A 15579-nucleotide genomic window follows, 5' to 3' on the forward strand; every position below is an offset into this window, starting at 1 on the left:
CGATCGGTCTCAGGTCTGAATATCGGCGCTGGTGAGCCCGTTGGGTGCACACGTTGCGCACGCACCTAATTACCACGTGAACGATTCAGTCGCCACGGTGAGCATGCTCACCCTGAATCGTGGAAGAAAAGTGGTGGTTCAGACCCTAAAGTCCCCAGAGCCCGGCGCTCTCCCCAGGTGTGCAAGGTGGCTCACCGGCGAGCGGGCACAGGAGAACTCGATGTCGACTACGCAGTCGCGCGCCGACGGTGCCACGACCGGGCACTTGGGGCACGTTGTGATGATCGCGAGCGCGGCGGCGCTCGGCGGCTTCCTCTTCGGCTACGACACGTCCGTGATCAACGGCGGTGTCGATGCCATTCAGGCCCACTTCAACGTCGGGTCGGCCCTGACCGGGCTCGTCGTCTCGTCGGCCCTGCTGGGGTCCGCGGTCGGCGCGGCCATCGCCGGTGGGCTGGCCGACCGGATCGGCCGGATCAAGGTCATGCAGATCGCGGCGGTGCTGTTCGTCATCAGCGCCATCGCCTCCGCCGTCCCGTTCGCGATCTGGGACCTGGCGATCTGGCGGATCGTCGGTGGCATCGCCATCGGCATCGCCTCGGTGATCGCCCCCGCCTACATCGCCGAGGTCGCGCCCGCGGCCTATCGAGGCAGGCTGACTTCGCTGCAGCAGCTCGCGATCGTGCTGGGCATCGCGTTGTCCCAGCTGGTCAACTACGGCCTGGCCGCCGCCGCGGGCGGTAGCGCCTCGAACCTGCTCGGGCCGCTGCAGGCCTGGCAGTGGATGCTCGGCGTGGCCGCGGTGCCCGCCGTGGTCTACCTGGTCGTGTCGTCGCTGATCCCGGAGTCCCCGCGCTACCTCGTGGCCGCCGGCCAGGTCGACAAGGCCCGCTCGGTGCTCGCGAAGATCGAGGCCGGCGACCCCGACTCGAAGATCGACGAGATCCGCGCGGCGCTCGGCGAGCGCAAGCCGAAGCTCTCCGACCTGCGGGGCAAGTTCGGCGTGCTGCCGATCGTGTGGGTCGGCATGGCGATCGCCGCGCTGCAGCAGTTCGTCGGCATCAACGTGATCTTCTACTACTCGTCGTCGCTGTGGCAGTCCGTCGGCATCCAGGAGAGCGACTCCCTGCTGCTGAGCCTGTTCACCTCGATCGTGAACATCGTCGGTACGTTCATCGCGATCGCGCTGGTCGACAAGATCGGCCGCAAGCCGCTGCTGGTCATCGGTTCCATCGGCATGGCGGTGTCGCTCGCGGTCACCGGCTGGGCGTTCAGCTTCGCGCAGGTCGTCGGTGAGGACGCGGTGCTGCCCCCGGGCTGGGGCGTCGTCGCGCTGATCTCCGCGAGCGCGTTCGTGCTGTTCTTCGCCTCGTCCTGGGGCGTGGTGATGTGGGTGCTGCTCGGCGAGATGTTCCCGCCGCGCATCCGCGCCGCCGCGCTGGCCGTGGGCACCATGACGAACTGGGTGGCGAACTGGCTGGTCACGGTGAGCTTCCCGAGCATGCGGGACTGGAACCTGCCCGCGACGTACTTCATGTACGCGCTGTTCGCGGTGATCTCGCTGGTGTTCGTGCTGCGCTACCTCAAGGAGACCAACGGTCGTTCCCTGGAGGAAATGGGCAGCTGACCGCTCCTCCCCTCGAAGGCGCCCCGGGCTGTTCGCCCGGGGCGCCTTCGCACGTCCGCACCCGCCCGTCCGCGTAGTGTGTACCGTACAAAGTACGTAACTGGGTGCGGGAGAGGTGCGCGGTGGAGTCGTTCCGGATCGAGGTCCCCCAGCAGCAGTTGGACGACCTGGCGCAACGGCTGGCGCGCACGCGCTGGCCGGACGAGGTCGCGGACAGCGGCTGGGAGCACGGACCGCCCGTCGAGTACCTGCACGGCCTGGTCGAGCACTGGCGGCACCGCTACGACTGGCGGGAGCAGGAGGCGCGGCTCAACGAGCATCCGCAGTTCACCAGCGAGATCGACGGCCAGCGGGTGCACCTCCTGCACGTCCGCTCGCCCGAACCGGACGCGCTGCCGCTGCTGCTCACGCACGGCTGGCCGAGTTCGATCGCCGAATACCTCGACGTGATCGGCCCGCTGACCGACCCGCGTGGGCACGGAGCCGCAGGCGCTCAGGCGTTCCACCTGGTCATCCCGTCGCCGCCGGGCTACGGATTCTCCGGCCCCACGGCGGAATCCGGCTGGGGCTCCGAGCGGATCGCGCGCGCGTGGATCGAGCTGATGAGCCGCCTCGGCTACGAGCGCTACGGCGTGCAGGGCGGCGACTGGGGCACCTGGATCTCCCGCGAAGTCGCGCTCCGCGCCCCGGAACGAGTCGTGGGCGTGCACACCAACGGGCTGATCACGTTCCCCACCGGCGCTCCCGGCGAAATGGAGGAGCTCACGGAGGTGGACCACGCGCGGATGGCGTCGTGGGAGCGCTACATGAACGAGCTCTACGGCTACAAGCTCATCCAGTCCACCAAGCCGCGGTCGCTGGCGTTCGCGCTGGCGGACTCCCCGGTCGGGCAGCTGGCGTGGATCGTCGGTGCGCTGCGGGAGTGGACGGACTGCGTCGAGTCGCCGGACGAGGCGCTCGGCGTCGACCGGATCCTGACCACGGTGATGCTGTACTGGCTGACCGGCACGGCGCACTCCTCGGCGCGGTCCTTCGTGGAGACTCCCGACACCGCCGAGCACGCCGAAGCCGAAGGTGCGCTGGCCGGGCTGGAAATCGGCCGGGTCCCGCACGGCGTCGCGGTGTTCCCGAAGGACGTGCTCGCCCCCGTGCGCCCGTTCGCGGAACGCCTCAACAACATCGTCCGCTGGACCGAGCACGACCGCGGCGGCACCTTCCCCGCCGCCGAAGTCCCGGACCTGTTCACGGCCGACGTCCGCGAGTTCTTCGCCTCCCTGCCCCGCTGACCGCACGGGGTTCCGGTTTTCGAGTGAACGGCCCGTTCGTCCAACGTGATTGGGCGAACGGTCCGTTCACCCGAACCGCTCTCCACGGTCCGCCGCCGCAACGGTGCCGGTCGGGTCGAGTGAACGGCCCGTTCGTCCAATGAGATTGGGCGAACGGTCCGTTCACCCGCCAACGCGGGGTGGACTCAGGGGTAGACGAGGGCGAGGTCGTAGAGGGGGCCGAAGCGCTGGGCGGCTCGGCTCGCGGAGGCGAAGGTGGCGACCTGGCTCCTGCCGCTGGCTCGCCAGTAGACGACCGCGTGGCCCTCCGGCAGTTCCATGCCCCAGAGGCGGATCTGCTCGGGGTCGGGCTCGTCGGTGTCGGGGTCGATTTCGGCCAGGCCGAACAACTTCGCGCGTTCCATGCTGGTGTTCCTCCCGATCTGCGGACAGCTCGAAGTTCACTGTCCACACGGGACTCACGTGGCTCCGCTGCGCAGGTGGGGATCACCGGAATCGGGATTCCCGCTACCGGATTCCCGCTGCGATCATGGTGGCGGCATCGAAGCCAGTCCGGGAGGTCCGGTGGCCCGCACCAGTCCCACGTTCCGCAGGCGCCGGCTCGCGCGCACCATCAAGCGGCTGCGCGAACAGGCCGGGATGACCCAGGACCGGGCCGCGAGCGAGCTGGACATGTCGAAGAGCGCGTTGAGCCGCAAGGAAACCGGCGAAACCGCGGCCACCGTGCACGAGGTCCGCTCGATGATGGACCTCTACGACAGCTACGACCCCGACGTCCTCGACCTCGCCCGCGCAGCAAAGCAGAGAGGCTGGTGGCGGGCGTACGGAGTGGAGGATCGTGGCTATGTCGACTTGGAGACCGAAGCCTCCTGGGTCCGCGAACTCTCCCTGATGTACATCCCGGGCCTGCTCCAAACCGAGGACTACATGCGAGCGATCTTCGCGGCCGACCGGCTACGTCGGTCTCAGCGCGAGCTCGATGACCAGGTAGTGGTCCGGTCGATTCGGCAGCAGCAGCTCTTCGACTCTGAGCAGCCGCTCCGGTTGACCGCCGTAGTTGATGAGGTGGCACTCCGCAGACCCATGGTCGAGCCGAATGTGATGCGCTCACAGCTGACGCACGTGCTTGAGGTGATCAGCTTGGACACGATCGATCTTCGCGTGCTCGCTGCCTCTGCCGGACCGCACATCGGGCTCGACGGTGCGTTCACGTTGTTGGAATTCCCTGACCCGGCCGACGACGAGATGCTGTACATCGCCCATCCTGCGGGCTCGATTCACGTTGAGAAGAACAGTGAAGTGCGCCGAGCCAGGCTGGTGTTCGAGCAGCTGAGAGCCGACGCGTTGACAGCTGGCGCCACGGTCGAGTTGATTGGACGGATTGCCCGTGAGCTGTGATTGCTGAACCTGAGCGAGGAGCAATGTACTCGGTTGATCTATCGGCCGTGACCTGGAAGAAGGCTAGCCGTAGTGGCGGCGGGAACAACGGCAATTGCATCGAGGTAGCCTGCGGCCTGGCAACTTGGCGAAAGAGCAGCCGCAGCGGCGGCGGGTCTGGAAACAACTGCGTCGAAGTCGCGTTCGCCGGGCCTGCGGTTGCGGTGCGGGACTCGAAGGAACCGGACGGCCCCGCGCTCGCCTTCACCCCCGGAACGTGGCGCGCGTTCCTCCAGCGCTTACCGCGCTGACCTCACGGCATCACTCCTCCAGCAGTTCGGCGGGGTCGAAGGAGATCGGGAACGGGATCTCGGTTTCGAACCGCGCCCCGGCCGACGCTTCGACGTGGACCTCGTACCCCGTGTCCTTCAGGCGAAGCAGCGAGACCTGGGCATGCGGTTGCGCGTAGGAGATTTCGGCGCGCATGAAGAACTCGACGCCCGCTTCCGCGCAGCGCGCGGGCTTGTCGATCCGGTCGGCCCGGCGGGTCGAGGGCGGTCCGCACTCGCCGGCCAACAGCACCTGATGCGCGGGAATCCAGACTTGATCTCCCGCCGGTTCGCGGAGCACCGCGAAGTCCGGCTGCATCCAGCTGTCGGGTGCGAGCCGGATGTTCAGCGTGGTGTAAGCGCCTCCGCCTCGGTCACGAGCAGGTGGGCGCAGACGTGCGACGATCGTGCAGGCCGGGTGGGAGTTCGCGGCGCCCAAGTGCGGACTCACGAGCAGCTTGCCGTTCAGGCACTCGTACTTGACCGGCGGCATCCCGTGGATCGGCAGGTACCGGTCGGCGAGCTCCGGGGTCCACACGCCGTACAGGTCGATCAGCGGGTCGAATTCCGCCCGTTCACGAGGCAGCGCGGCATCCGTGGTCATCGTTCCTTTGCTTCCGGAGCGGGTCATGCCTCCACGCTGCCGACCCGGGCACCTCGTTCGCAAGTGTTTTCGAATCAAGCACCCGAACGCGTGGTCTGTGCTGGTTACGGCTCGTGCTCGGCGCCGCAGAAGTGACCCCGTTCTCGCGATTTGGGCCACCGGGTCGGGTGGCAGTGGCCGCTGGAGCGCGCTGAGTCGACCTTCACCCCGTAGGACTGATCCCGGCGATCGACACAGCGCGACGCCGAACCGACTGGACGACGGAGAGGTACTCATGCAGCTCTCGAAGTTCGCGAAGACCGCAGCCACCGCCGGGATCATGCTCGGCCTGAGCGCCCTCGCCGCCCCCGCGGCGCTCGCCGACGGGTACGTCACGAACAACCAGGACGGCACCAACGTCGGCGTGCACCAGAGCGGCGTCAACGGCAACGGTGTGGGCAACGGCAACAGCAAGGCCGGTCACCACAAGGGCATGCCGGTGAGCGACTTCGTCGCCGGGAAGATCGCCGGCTGACCCAGGTCACCGCGCGGGACCGACCGCCGAGCCCCGCCACCTCACCGGGGCTCGGTGGTTGAACAAGAAGAAGGGGCAGGCCCATCGCGGGCCTGCCCCTTCTTCGCGTTCTGGCGAGCTTGTTGCGATTATTTCGATTGTTGCGGATACTTCGAATGTCCGACCAGGTCGTCGTCCAGGAGGAAATCGACATGGCTCCGCTCGCGCTAGACCCGATCCAGCCCGACGGCGCCGACGCGGCGGCCGCGGACGAAGCGCTGCAACGGATCAAGGGCTACCTCGGTAGACATCGCGACCAGCGTCGAATCCCGCTCGTCGTGGACGACGACGGTGGCGAGGCGCTGATCGTGCCCCGCGGCGCGGTCGAGCTCCTCGCTCGCGTGCTGGCCCACATGGCCGCCGGGACCGGCGTCTCCGTCGTGCCTTCCCACGCCGAGCTCACGACGCAGCAGGCGGCGGACATGCTCAACGTCTCGCGTCCCTTCCTCGTCGGACTGCTGGAGGCGGGGGAGATCGAACACCGGAAGGTCGGGACGCATCGCCGGGTCCGCGCCGAATCGGTGTTGGCCTACTTGCGCCGGGATGATCAGAACCGGCGTTCGGCCGCCGACGAGCTGACCGAGCTCACCCAGGAGATGGGACTCGACTGACAGTGGCGTTCATCGTCGTCTACGACGCCAACGTGCTGTACCCGAGCGCACTGCGCGACCTGCTGATCAGGCTGGCTCAGGCAGGATTGGTGCAGGCCAAGTGGACCGATCAGATCTTGGACGAGACGTTCCGCAACCTGCGGCGCAATCGTCCGGAACTCGATTCGCGCAAGCTCGAGCGCACGCGCGAGCTGATGCTCCGAGCCGTCCGGGACTGCCTGGTCACAGGTCACGAGCCGTTGATCGAAGCGGTTTCCCTGCCCGACCCCGACGACCGGCACGTACTGGCCGCGGCGATCAAAGCGCGCGCAGGTGATCGTGACCCGGAACTTGAAGGACTTCCCCCGCAGCGCACTGGCGAACTGGAACATCGAGGCGAAGCACCCCGACGCGTTCGTGCTCGACCAGGTGCACCTCGACCACGCTGCGGTCTACGCGGCGCTCCAACGGATGGCCGACTCGTGCACCAATCCACCTCGGACCGTGGGCGATGTGCTCGGGAGGTTGGGCGGCGACGGACTGGTCGAGTCCGTGGCCGCGTTGCAGGCGATGTGAAGTCGATCGGTGGTTGAACAAGAAGAAGGGGCAGGCCCGTCGCGGGCCTGCCCCTTCTTCGCGTGAGTGCGTCAGCTCTCGGGCTTGTCCTGGTCCGGGAGCGGGGTGCCGGTCGGTTCGGCGTCGGTGCCGACGTCGGCCTTGCCGTTCGCCTCGGCCTCGCCGCCGGTCTCGGGCTTGCCGTCGGTCGCGGCTTCGCCGTCGGTGGCGGGTTCGGCGACCGGGGCGGATGCGCCGTCGCCGCCGCGCTTCACCGACGACAGCAGCAGCTGCGCCACGTCGAGGACCTCGACGTCCTCCGACGCCGCGCCTTCGTTCTGGCGGGCGGTGAGGCCGTCGTTGAGCATCACGCGGCAGAACGGGCAACCCGTCGCGATCTTCTGGGGCGCGGTGCCCAGCGCCTCGTCGACGCGCTCCACGTTGATGCGCTTGCCGGTCTTCTCCTCCATCCACATGCGGGCGCCGCCGGCGCCGCAGCACATGGAGCGGTCGCCGTGGCGCGGCATCTCGCGGAAGTTCGCACCGGAGGCGCCGACCAGGTCGCGCGGCGGCGTGTAGACCTTGTTGTGCCTGCCCAGGAAGCAGGGGTCGTGGTAGGTCACGTCCTCGGCGACCGGGGCGACCGGGGTGAGGCGCTTCTCGCGGACCAGCTTGTTCAGCAGCTGCGTGTGGTGCACGACCTCGAAGTTCCCGCCGAGCTGCGAGTACTCGTTGGCGAGGCTGTTGAAGCAGTGCGCGCAGGTCGCGACGATCTTGCGCTTGCCGGGCTCGCGGCCCTCGAAGACCGAGTTCAGCGTCTCGACGTTCTGCTGGGCGAGCATCTGGAACAGGAACTCGTTGCCCGCGCGGCGCGCCGGGTCGCCGGTGCAGGTCTCCTCGCCGCCGAGCACCGTGTACTTCACGCCCGCCATGTGCAGCAGCTCGGACACGGCGCGAGTGGTCTTCTTCGCGCGGTCCTCGAAGGCACCGGCGCAGCCGACCCAGAACACGTACTCGGTGTCCTCGTCGAGCTCACCGTCGAAGACGGGGACCTCGAAGTCCAGCTCCTCGGTCCAGGCCAGCCGGTCCTTGGCGTTCTGGCCCCACGGGTTGCCCTTGTTCTCCAGGTTCTTGAACATCCCGCCGAGCTCGGTGGGGAAGTTCGACTCGATCAGCACCTGGTAGCGGCGCATGTCGACGATGTGGTCGACGTGCTCGATGTCCACCGGGCACTGCTCGACGCAGGCGCCGCAGTTGGTGCAGCCCCAGAGGACCTCGGGGTCGATGACGCCCATTTCCTCGGGGCCGCCGACCAGCGGGCGCTCGGCCTCGGCCAGCGCGAGGGCGTTGATGCCCGCCAGCTTCTCCTCGGCGCCGTCACCGGTGATGCCGACCTCGTCGCCGGCCATGTCCTTGCTGCCACCGGCGAGCAGGTACGGGGCCTTGGCGTAGGCGTGGTCGCGCAGCGACGTGACCAGCAGCTTCGGCGACAGCGGCTTCGCGGTGTTCCACGCGGGGCACTGGGACTGGCAGCGACCGCACTCGGTGCAGGTCGTGAAGTCCAGCCAGCCCTTCCACTTGAAGTCCTCGACCTTGCCGACGCCGAACACGTCGGTGTCGGGGTCGGCTTCTTCGAAGTCGAGCTCCTTGCCGCCGGACATCATCGGCTGCAGCGCGCCCAGCGCGCGGCCGTCGCCGACCTCGCGCTTGAAGTAGATGTTGAAGAACGCGGTGAACCGGTGCCACGCCACGCCCATCGTGATGTTCGAGGCGATGACGATGACCCAGATCATCGCGGACAGGATCTTGAACCCGGCGAACAGGGAGATCGCGGCGGTGCTCGAAGGCAGGACGCTGCCGAGCGCGTAGGTCAGCGGGGAGGACCACAGCGGCGCCTCGAACAGGTCGGACGCCTGCTTGAACGCGCGCAGGCCCATGATGCCGAAGCCTTCGAGGACCACGACGGCCTCGACGAAGTACGCCTGGCCGAAGTTGGAGCCCTGGAACCGCGAGACGCGGCCCGCGCGGCGCGGGTGGTTGAGCTGGCGCACGGCGATCAGCCAGAAGCCGCCGAGCACCGTGGTGATGCCGAGCAGTTCGACGATCAGGTTCCACGGGCCGAACCAGCTCAGGACCGGGGTTTCGAAGGTGGGGACGAAGACCTCGAAGTAGGCCTCCAGCACGCTCAGGCTCAGGCCGCCGAAGCCGACCATGACGAACCAGTGGGCCACGCCGACGTGGCCCCACTTGAGCATCTTGGTGTGGCCCAGGACCTCCTTGAGCATGTTCCCGAACCGCGCCCCGAAGGGGCCACGCCTGGTCGGGTCGGGTTGTCCGAGACGGATGGACGAGATCATCCGCCGCACGGTCTTGGTGACCATGACCACCGCGACGGCCGTGACGGCCAGGCAGATCAGGCCCAGGACCAGCTGCAGAGCACCCATGCTCGCGGCCTCCATGTTCGGGGGTTGTCCGTTTGAGGAGCGTACGCCTTATTACTAGCCGGTAACCAGCGGGGCTACGCCGTGGTGGGAACAGGGGGTGATTCTGCGCAACGGCTACCGGAAAAACTAGTTGGCCACTCGCCCCACTTTCTGTTGTACGATCGCCCAGGTTTCTGGTTCCGAGCCTGGGGGCGGGCATGTCGTCATTACTGGGGTTCTACGGGTTGTCCCTGCTGGACGCGCTCAACCCGTCCGCGTTGGCGGTCACCTTGTTCCTGCTGCTGCGGGGCGGTCCATTCCGGACTCGGGTGCTGACCTACGTCGGTGCGATTTTCACCACTTACCTCCTGCTCGGGGTGTTGATCTACTTCGGGCTGGACGGATTCCTGCGCATCGCCGACTCCGCGGTCGCCGAACGAGTCGGGTACGCGCTGGCCGCGCTCGGCGGTTCGGCGATGCTGCTCTACGCGCTGTTCCCGCCGGAATCGGCCAAGCGCGGACCGCGGCTGCCGAAGATTCCCGAGCACCTGCCGCTGGGCGTGGTCTTCGGGGTCGGCGTGACCATCACGATCGCCGAGTTCAGCACCGCGTTGCCCTACCTCGGGGCGCTGGGCATCCTGCGCGGTTTCACCTCGGACGCGCTGGTCGCGCTGCCGCTGCTGGCGAGCTACGTCGCGATCTTCGTGCTGCCGCCGCTGCTGCTCATGGTCGGTTTCGGGAGGTTCGAAGGTGCGCTGCGCCCGCGGATGCGGCGGTGGCTGGACAAGCGGGCGGAGAAGAAGGACGACACGTGGCTCTGGCTGCTCGGGATCGTCGGGTTCGTGCTCGCGAGCCGCGGGGTGAAGTACTACCTCGGCGTGTTCGGGCTCGGTTGAGGGTTGATCGACGAGCCCTCCGGAGGCGGGTTCTCCGCGTATTCTCGGAGTTCTCTCGTGGAGTCGGCGGCAGGCCGGTCGCGACCTCATCGAGCACAGGGGGAAGAGATGGATGACGCCGAGCGCCCGGTGGTGCGGGCTTCCGACGCCGACCGCGAGCGGGTGGCCGAGCTGCTGCGGGCGGCGTTCGACGAAGGCCGGCTCGGGCTCGCCGAGTACGACGAGCGGGTCCGGGACGCCTACGGGGCCGTCACGCAGGCCGATCTGGTGCCGCTGACCGCCGACCTGCCTGCCGTCGCGCCCGCTCCGGTGGTCGAGCCCGAGCGGGCTCCTGCCGAGCGGTCCCGCTGGCGCGGGATGGAGAAGCAGTGGCGGGAATGGGCCCAGGTCTCGTTCCTGCTGGTCGGGATCTGGCTGGTGATCTCGTTGGCGACCGGCGCGCCGATCTTCTTCTTCCCGATCTTCCCGATGGGGATCTGGGGCGTGGTGCTCGCCTCCCAGGCGCTGTTCGGCGACTCCGACGACGCCGATGAGGACGAGGACCCCGACGGCCTGGAGGGCTCCGGACGGGGTGAGCTCGGACGCTGAACGGTCTTGCCGCAAGCGCGTGGAACTCACGTATCCTGGGACAACAACTAGGACACACGTTCAGGTTTCTCGCGAGGAGGTTCAGGTGGCGTACCTGATGCTGGTGTTGGCCATCTGCTCCGAAGTGGTGGGCACCGTGTCGCTGAAGCTCTCCGAAGGGTTCAGCAAGCCGCTGCCGTCGGTGCTGGTCGTGCTCGGCTACGGCGCCGCGTTCGCCGCGCTCGGGATCGTGCTCAAGATGGGCCTGCCGGTCGGCGTCGTCTACGCGATCTGGTCCGGCGCGGGCGTCGCGCTCATCGCGCTCATCGGTGCGGCGTTCCTCGGCGAGAGCATCACCGCCGTGCAGCTCGGCGGCCTCGCGCTGATCATCGGCGGTGTCGTGACGCTCGAAATGGGCGGTGCGCATTGACCGCGGAACCCGCCGACGGGCGCCTCGCGAAGGGTGAGCGGCGCCGCCGCGCCATCCTCGACGCCACCGCCCGCGTCGTGGAGCGCGACGGGGTGGCCGGGGTCAGCCACCGCGCGATAGCCCGGGAGGCCGAGGTGCCGCCCGCGTCGATCGCCTACTACTTCGCCGGGATCGACGACCTGCTGGTGGCGACGCTGCTGGAGAGCGTGGAGCTGCTCATCGCGGACGTCGCCCGGATGCGCGAGGACACCCCGGAGGACGGGCGGGCGTGGGCGCGCACCATCGCCGAGAACCTGGCGATCATGATCAACGAACGGCGCGGCCGCACCATCGCGGAGTACGAGCTGTACCTGCTCGCCGCCCGCAGGCCCGCGCTGCGCCCCGCCGCGCGCCGGTGGATCGAGGTCGCGACGGGCGAGATCAACGAGGGGCGCGGCGCCGACGCGGGCGTGGTCAAGGCGTTGTTCGCCGCGATCGACGGACTGCTGATGCAGGCCCTCATCGCCGACGAGCCCCCGGTCGCGGCGGACTTCGAGCCCGCGCTGCACTTCCTGCTGCAGCCCCTGTCGTACCTGCGGGAGGTCGGCGAGGTCACGGGCTGACCAGGATCGCGGCCATCTCGGTGCCGGACGGTGATCGCGGCCGCTACCGTGCGGAGGCGCAGTCCAACTAGGGGGAACGAGCATGGTGCGGACGGGTCTCGCGGTGGCCGGTGCGGCCTGCCTGCTGGTGGCGGGCACGGCCGTGAGCTGGGGCTGGGGCGATCAGGGTGGCCGGGAGGTCGTCACCGCGCTGCCCGGCATCACCGAGGTGCGGCTCGCCGAGTCGAGCGGCGAGGTGCGCATCCGGCACGAACCCGGCGCTCGGGCCGAGGTGCGGGAACGGGCGCGCAACTGGTTGGGCGGCGACGACGACCGCAGCCACCGGGTCGAGGACGGCGCGCTCGTGCTGCCCGGCTGCGGTTCCGGCTGCTCGATCGACTACGAGGTCGTGCTGCCCGCTCCGGTGCCCGTGACGGGCGCCGGTGACGCGGGATCGCTCGAGGTCGCCGGGATGGAGTCGGTGGACGTCGAGACCGCCGCGGGGTCGGTGGCGATCTCGGAGGTGAGCGGGCCGGTGCGGGTGCGCGGTTCCTCCGGCGGGATCGAGCTGCGCGACCTCGACGGCGACGTGGACGTGACGACCGGCAGCGGCGGGATCGACGGCGAGCGCCTGGCCGGTGGCAGCATCGTGGTGGGCGCCGACAGCGGGGCGATCGACCTGGAGCTGACCGGGCCCCGCGTCGTGCGGGCGAGCACCGGGACCGGTGGTATCGAGCTGGACGTGCCGGACGAGGCGTACCGGGTCACCGCCGACACCGGGACCGGGTCGCGCGACGTCGACGTGGACACCGATCCGAACTCGCCGCGGCTGCTGGAGCTGAGCACCGGCACCGGCTCCATCGAGGTCGGCCACTGAGCCTGCCGGTTTCGTCCGTTTCCGTTCGGGGCGCTCGGCGGTCGCGCCGTGCGCGTCCGATCGATCGATCCCGCTTCTCGGGAACTTCCCGTGCAGCTCAGCCGTTGTCCAGGCAGAAACATTGAGCGACTCGCGCTCAACCCGGTTTGACGGCTGCCGATGGGTGCCGGTAAAACTTGAGTCGGCAAGGCTCAACGGACTATCGGGTCCTGGGCGCATGAGCAAGGAGCAGGAGGAACCATCCATGTCGCGAGCGGTCGGTATCGACCTGGGGACGACCAACTCCGTCGTTTCCGTCCTCGAAGGCGGTGAATCGACGGTCATCGCCAACTCCGAGGGCTCGCGGACGACGCCGTCCATCGTCGCCTTCGCGAAGAACGGCGAGATCCTCACCGGGCAGCCGGCGAAGAACCAGGCGGTGACGAACGTCGACCGCACCATCCGGTCGGTCAAGCGCCACATGGGCACCGACTGGAAGACGTCCATCGACGACAAGGCGTACACGCCGCAGGAGATCAGCGCGCGAGTGCTGATGAAGCTCAAGCGCGACGCCGAGGCCTACCTGGGCGACGACGTCACCGACGCCGTGATCACCGTCCCGGCCTACTTCGAGGACGCCCAGCGGCAGGCCACCAAGGAGGCCGGCCAGATCGCCGGGCTCAACGTGCTGCGCATCGTCAACGAGCCGACGGCCGCCGCGCTGGCCTACGGCCTGGACAAGGGCGAGAAGGAACAGACGATCCTGGTCTTCGACCTCGGTGGCGGCACGTTCGACGTGTCGCTGCTGGAGATCGGCGAAGGCGTCGTCGAGGTCCGCGCCACCAGCGGCGACAACCACCTCGGTGGTGACGACTGGGACGAGCGCATCGTCGACTGGCTGGTCGACAAGTTCAAGAACTCCAACGGCATCGATCTGACCAAGGACAAGATGGCCTTGCAGCGGATCAAGGAAGCCGCGGAGAAGGCCAAGATCGAGCTCTCCAGCTCCTCCACGGCCAACATCAACCTGCCGTACATCACGGTGGACTCCGAGAAGAACCCGATGTTCCTCGACGAGACGCTGTCCCGTGCGGAGTTCCAGCGGATCACCTCCGACCTGCTGGAGCGCACCCGCAAGCCGTTCGAGGCCGTGGTGCGCGACGCGGGCGTGAAGATCGCCGACGTCGACCACGTCGTGCTCGTCGGTGGTTCCACCCGGATGCCCGCCGTGACGGACCTGGTCAAGGAGCTCACCGACGGCCGCGAGCCGAACAAGGGCGTGAACCCGGACGAGGTCGTCGCCGTCGGCGCCGCCCTGCAGGCCGGTGTGCTGCGCGGTGAGGTCAAGGACGTCCTGCTGCTGGACGTCACCCCGCTGTCCCTGGGCATCGAGACCAAGGGCGGCATCATGACCAAGCTGATCGAGCGCAACACCACGATCCCGACGAAGCGCTCCGAGACCTTCACGACGGCCGACGACAACCAGCCGTCCGTGCAGATCCAGGTCTTCCAGGGCGAGCGCGAGATCGCGGCGCACAACAAGAAGCTCGGCATGTTCGAGCTGACCGGCCTGCCGCCGTCGCCGCGCGGGGTGCCGCAGATCGAGGTGTCCTTCGACATCGACGCCAACGGCATCGTGCACGTCAACGCGAAGGACCTCGGCACCGGCAAGGAGCAGTCGATGACCATCACCGGCGGCTCCGCGCTGCCGAAGGAGGACATCGACCGGATGGTCTCCGACGCGGAGGCCCACGCTGACGAGGACAAGCAGCGCCGCGAAGAGGCCGAGTCCCGCAACCAGGCCGAGACGCTCGTCTACCAGACCGAGAAGGTCCTGACCGACAACGACGAGCAGCTGCCCGAGGAGACCAAGACCAAGGTCAAGTCGGCCGTCGACGAGGTCAAGGAATCGCTCAAGGGCGAGGACGTCGCCGCCATCAAGGCCGCGGTGGAGAAGCTCGCCACCGAGTCGCAGGCGCTGGGCCAGGCCCTCTACGCCGACGCCGGTGCGGAGGCCGCGGGCGCCGCCGGTGCCGCGGGTGCCGCCGGTGACGCGGGCGCGACCGCCGGAGCCGGTGCCACCAGCGGTGGAGCCGACGACGTGGTCGACGCCGAGATCGTGGACGACGAGGACGAAAAGAAGAAGAAGTGACCTCCGAGAGCTCAGGCAACTCCGACCGGCAGCAGTCGCCGCAGGACGGCGAGCAGGAGCCGGTGGTGGTCCGGGACCGCAGGCGGATCGATCCGCAGACCGGTGAACCCCGGGCCGCCACCGAGCAGGGGCAGGTGGCAGAGAGCATGTCCGGCACGCTGGACGAGGAACTGGCCAAGGTCGCCGAAGGCACGTCCGTCGAGGGCGCGCCGGAGGAAGCCGACGCCGACGGTGCGGATTCGGGCCTGCGCAAGCAGGTCGACGAACTCACCGAGGACCTCAAGCGGGTCACGGCCGAGTACGCCAACTACCGCAGGCGCGTCGAGCGCGATCGGGAGTCGGTGGTCAGCGCCGCCAAGGCGTCGGTCGCCGGTGACCTGCTCACCGTGCTCGACGACCTGGAGCGCGCCGAGTCGCACGGCGACCTCACCGGCGCGTTCAAGTCGGTGGCCGACAAGCTGACGGGTTCGCTGACCAACGCGGGCTTGGAGTCGTTCGGCCGGGAAGGCGACGAGTTCGACCCGTCGGTGCACGAGGCGGTCCAGCACACGACCTCTCCGGAGGTCTCGGGGCCGACCGTCACGACCGTCATGCGTCGCGGCTACCGGTTCGGCGACCGGGTGCTGCGGCCGGCGATGGTCGCGGTCACCGACCACGAACCCGAAGCCGCGGCACCGCCGGAGAGCGGTGCCGAGACCGGCGAGGACGCGGCACAGTGAGACCACGACCCCGCTCGGCGGAACGCGACGTCAC

Annotated in this window: 17 protein-coding genes and 1 pseudogene; 15 read left to right on the forward strand and 3 right to left on the reverse strand. The window is 68.6% G+C overall.

Features of this window, described 5'->3' with window-relative positions; all coding sequences use genetic code 11:
• Nucleotides 1-220 precede the first annotated feature (220 nt).
• The gene (locus BJ969_RS28790; RefSeq protein WP_184484230.1) at nucleotides 221-1627 is read left to right on the forward strand and encodes a sugar porter family MFS transporter; all 1407 of its coding nucleotides are present in this window, start codon (nucleotides 221-223) and stop codon (nucleotides 1625-1627) included.
• Between the two features lie 122 nt (nucleotides 1628-1749).
• The gene (locus BJ969_RS28795; protein WP_184484232.1) at nucleotides 1750-2913 is read left to right on the forward strand and encodes an alpha/beta fold hydrolase; all 1164 of its coding nucleotides are present in this window, start codon (nucleotides 1750-1752) and stop codon (nucleotides 2911-2913) included.
• 185 nt (nucleotides 2914-3098) lie between these two features.
• Here BJ969_RS28795 and BJ969_RS28800 read toward each other — a convergent pair whose 3' ends face one another.
• Nucleotides 3099-3317: a hypothetical protein gene (locus BJ969_RS28800; protein WP_184484234.1), complete on the reverse strand. Its 219-nt coding sequence runs from the start codon at nucleotides 3315-3317 to the stop codon at nucleotides 3099-3101.
• Nucleotides 3318-3477: 160 nt separating this feature from the next.
• Here BJ969_RS28800 and BJ969_RS28805 point away from each other — a divergent pair, with 160 nt between their 5' ends.
• Nucleotides 3478-4311 carry a Scr1 family TA system antitoxin-like transcriptional regulator gene (locus BJ969_RS28805; protein ID WP_184484236.1) on the forward strand — a complete coding sequence of 278 codons (834 nt, stop codon included), beginning with the start codon at nucleotides 3478-3480 and terminating at the stop codon, nucleotides 4309-4311.
• 23 nt (nucleotides 4312-4334) lie between these two features.
• Complete coding sequence (locus BJ969_RS28810; protein WP_184484238.1) at nucleotides 4335-4601, forward strand: DUF397 domain-containing protein; 267 nt, start codon at nucleotides 4335-4337, stop codon at nucleotides 4599-4601.
• 10 nt (nucleotides 4602-4611) lie between these two features.
• Here BJ969_RS28810 and BJ969_RS28815 read toward each other — a convergent pair whose 3' ends face one another.
• Nucleotides 4612-5223, reverse strand: coding sequence for a Uma2 family endonuclease (locus BJ969_RS28815; protein ID WP_184484240.1), 612 nt, complete (start codon nucleotides 5221-5223; stop codon nucleotides 4612-4614).
• Nucleotides 5224-5497: 274 nt separating this feature from the next.
• Between BJ969_RS28815 and BJ969_RS28820 the strand changes: the two genes are divergently transcribed.
• The 4 genes and pseudogenes from BJ969_RS28820 (at nucleotide 5498) to BJ969_RS30945 (ending at nucleotide 6942) form a co-directional block, all read left to right on the forward strand.
• Nucleotides 5498-5737, forward strand: coding sequence for a hypothetical protein (locus BJ969_RS28820; protein WP_184484242.1), 240 nt, complete (start codon nucleotides 5498-5500; stop codon nucleotides 5735-5737).
• 155 nt (nucleotides 5738-5892) lie between these two features.
• A complete protein-coding gene (locus tag BJ969_RS28825; protein ID WP_246457124.1) occupies nucleotides 5893-6387 on the forward strand; it encodes a helix-turn-helix domain-containing protein in 495 nt (164 codons plus the stop codon).
• 32 nt (nucleotides 6388-6419) lie between these two features.
• Nucleotides 6420-6638, forward strand: a pseudogene (locus BJ969_RS30940) (PIN domain-containing protein); the annotation flags it as partial.
• Nucleotides 6639-6705: 67 nt separating this feature from the next.
• Nucleotides 6706-6942, forward strand: coding sequence for a VapC50 family PIN domain-containing toxin (locus BJ969_RS30945; protein WP_343071738.1), 237 nt, complete (start codon nucleotides 6706-6708; stop codon nucleotides 6940-6942).
• Nucleotides 6943-7013: 71 nt separating this feature from the next.
• Here the strand turns inward: BJ969_RS30945 and BJ969_RS28835 are convergent, their stop codons facing one another.
• Nucleotides 7014-9365 (reverse strand): (Fe-S)-binding protein, encoded by a 2352-nt coding sequence (locus tag BJ969_RS28835; RefSeq protein ID WP_184484244.1) that lies wholly within the window; start codon nucleotides 9363-9365, stop codon nucleotides 7014-7016.
• Between the two features lie 197 nt (nucleotides 9366-9562).
• Here BJ969_RS28835 and BJ969_RS28840 point away from each other — a divergent pair, with 197 nt between their 5' ends.
• The 7 genes from BJ969_RS28840 (at nucleotide 9563) to grpE (ending at nucleotide 15545) form a co-directional block, all read left to right on the forward strand.
• On the forward strand, nucleotides 9563-10240 hold the full coding sequence (locus BJ969_RS28840; protein ID WP_184484245.1) for a GAP family protein: 678 nt from the start codon (nucleotides 9563-9565) through the stop codon (nucleotides 10238-10240).
• Nucleotides 10241-10348: 108 nt separating this feature from the next.
• Nucleotides 10349-10828, forward strand: coding sequence for a DUF1707 SHOCT-like domain-containing protein (locus tag BJ969_RS28845; protein ID WP_184484247.1), 480 nt, complete (start codon nucleotides 10349-10351; stop codon nucleotides 10826-10828).
• A gap of 85 nt (nucleotides 10829-10913) precedes the next feature.
• Nucleotides 10914-11237, forward strand: a complete 324-nt coding sequence (locus BJ969_RS28850; protein ID WP_343071650.1) for a DMT family transporter — start codon at nucleotides 10914-10916, stop codon at nucleotides 11235-11237.
• Complete coding sequence (locus BJ969_RS28855) at nucleotides 11234-11839, forward strand: TetR/AcrR family transcriptional regulator (protein ID WP_184484249.1); 606 nt, start codon at nucleotides 11234-11236, stop codon at nucleotides 11837-11839. The genes BJ969_RS28850 and BJ969_RS28855 overlap by 4 nt, the downstream gene beginning before the upstream one ends.
• 82 nt (nucleotides 11840-11921) lie before the next feature.
• Complete coding sequence (locus BJ969_RS28860) at nucleotides 11922-12695, forward strand: DUF4097 family beta strand repeat-containing protein (RefSeq protein WP_184484251.1); 774 nt, start codon at nucleotides 11922-11924, stop codon at nucleotides 12693-12695.
• 244 nt (nucleotides 12696-12939) lie between these two features.
• Nucleotides 12940-14826 carry a molecular chaperone DnaK gene (gene dnaK, locus BJ969_RS28865; protein WP_184484253.1) on the forward strand — a complete coding sequence of 629 codons (1887 nt, stop codon included), beginning with the start codon at nucleotides 12940-12942 and terminating at the stop codon, nucleotides 14824-14826.
• A complete protein-coding gene (grpE, locus tag BJ969_RS28870; RefSeq protein WP_343071651.1) occupies nucleotides 14823-15545 on the forward strand; it encodes a nucleotide exchange factor GrpE in 723 nt (240 codons plus the stop codon). The genes dnaK and grpE overlap by 4 nt, the downstream gene beginning before the upstream one ends.
• The last annotated feature ends 34 nt before the right edge of the window (nucleotides 15546-15579 follow it).

The sequence above is a fragment of the Saccharopolyspora gloriosae genome (assembly GCF_014203325.1).
Lineage (GTDB): Bacteria > Actinomycetota > Actinomycetes > Mycobacteriales > Pseudonocardiaceae > Saccharopolyspora_C > Saccharopolyspora_C gloriosae.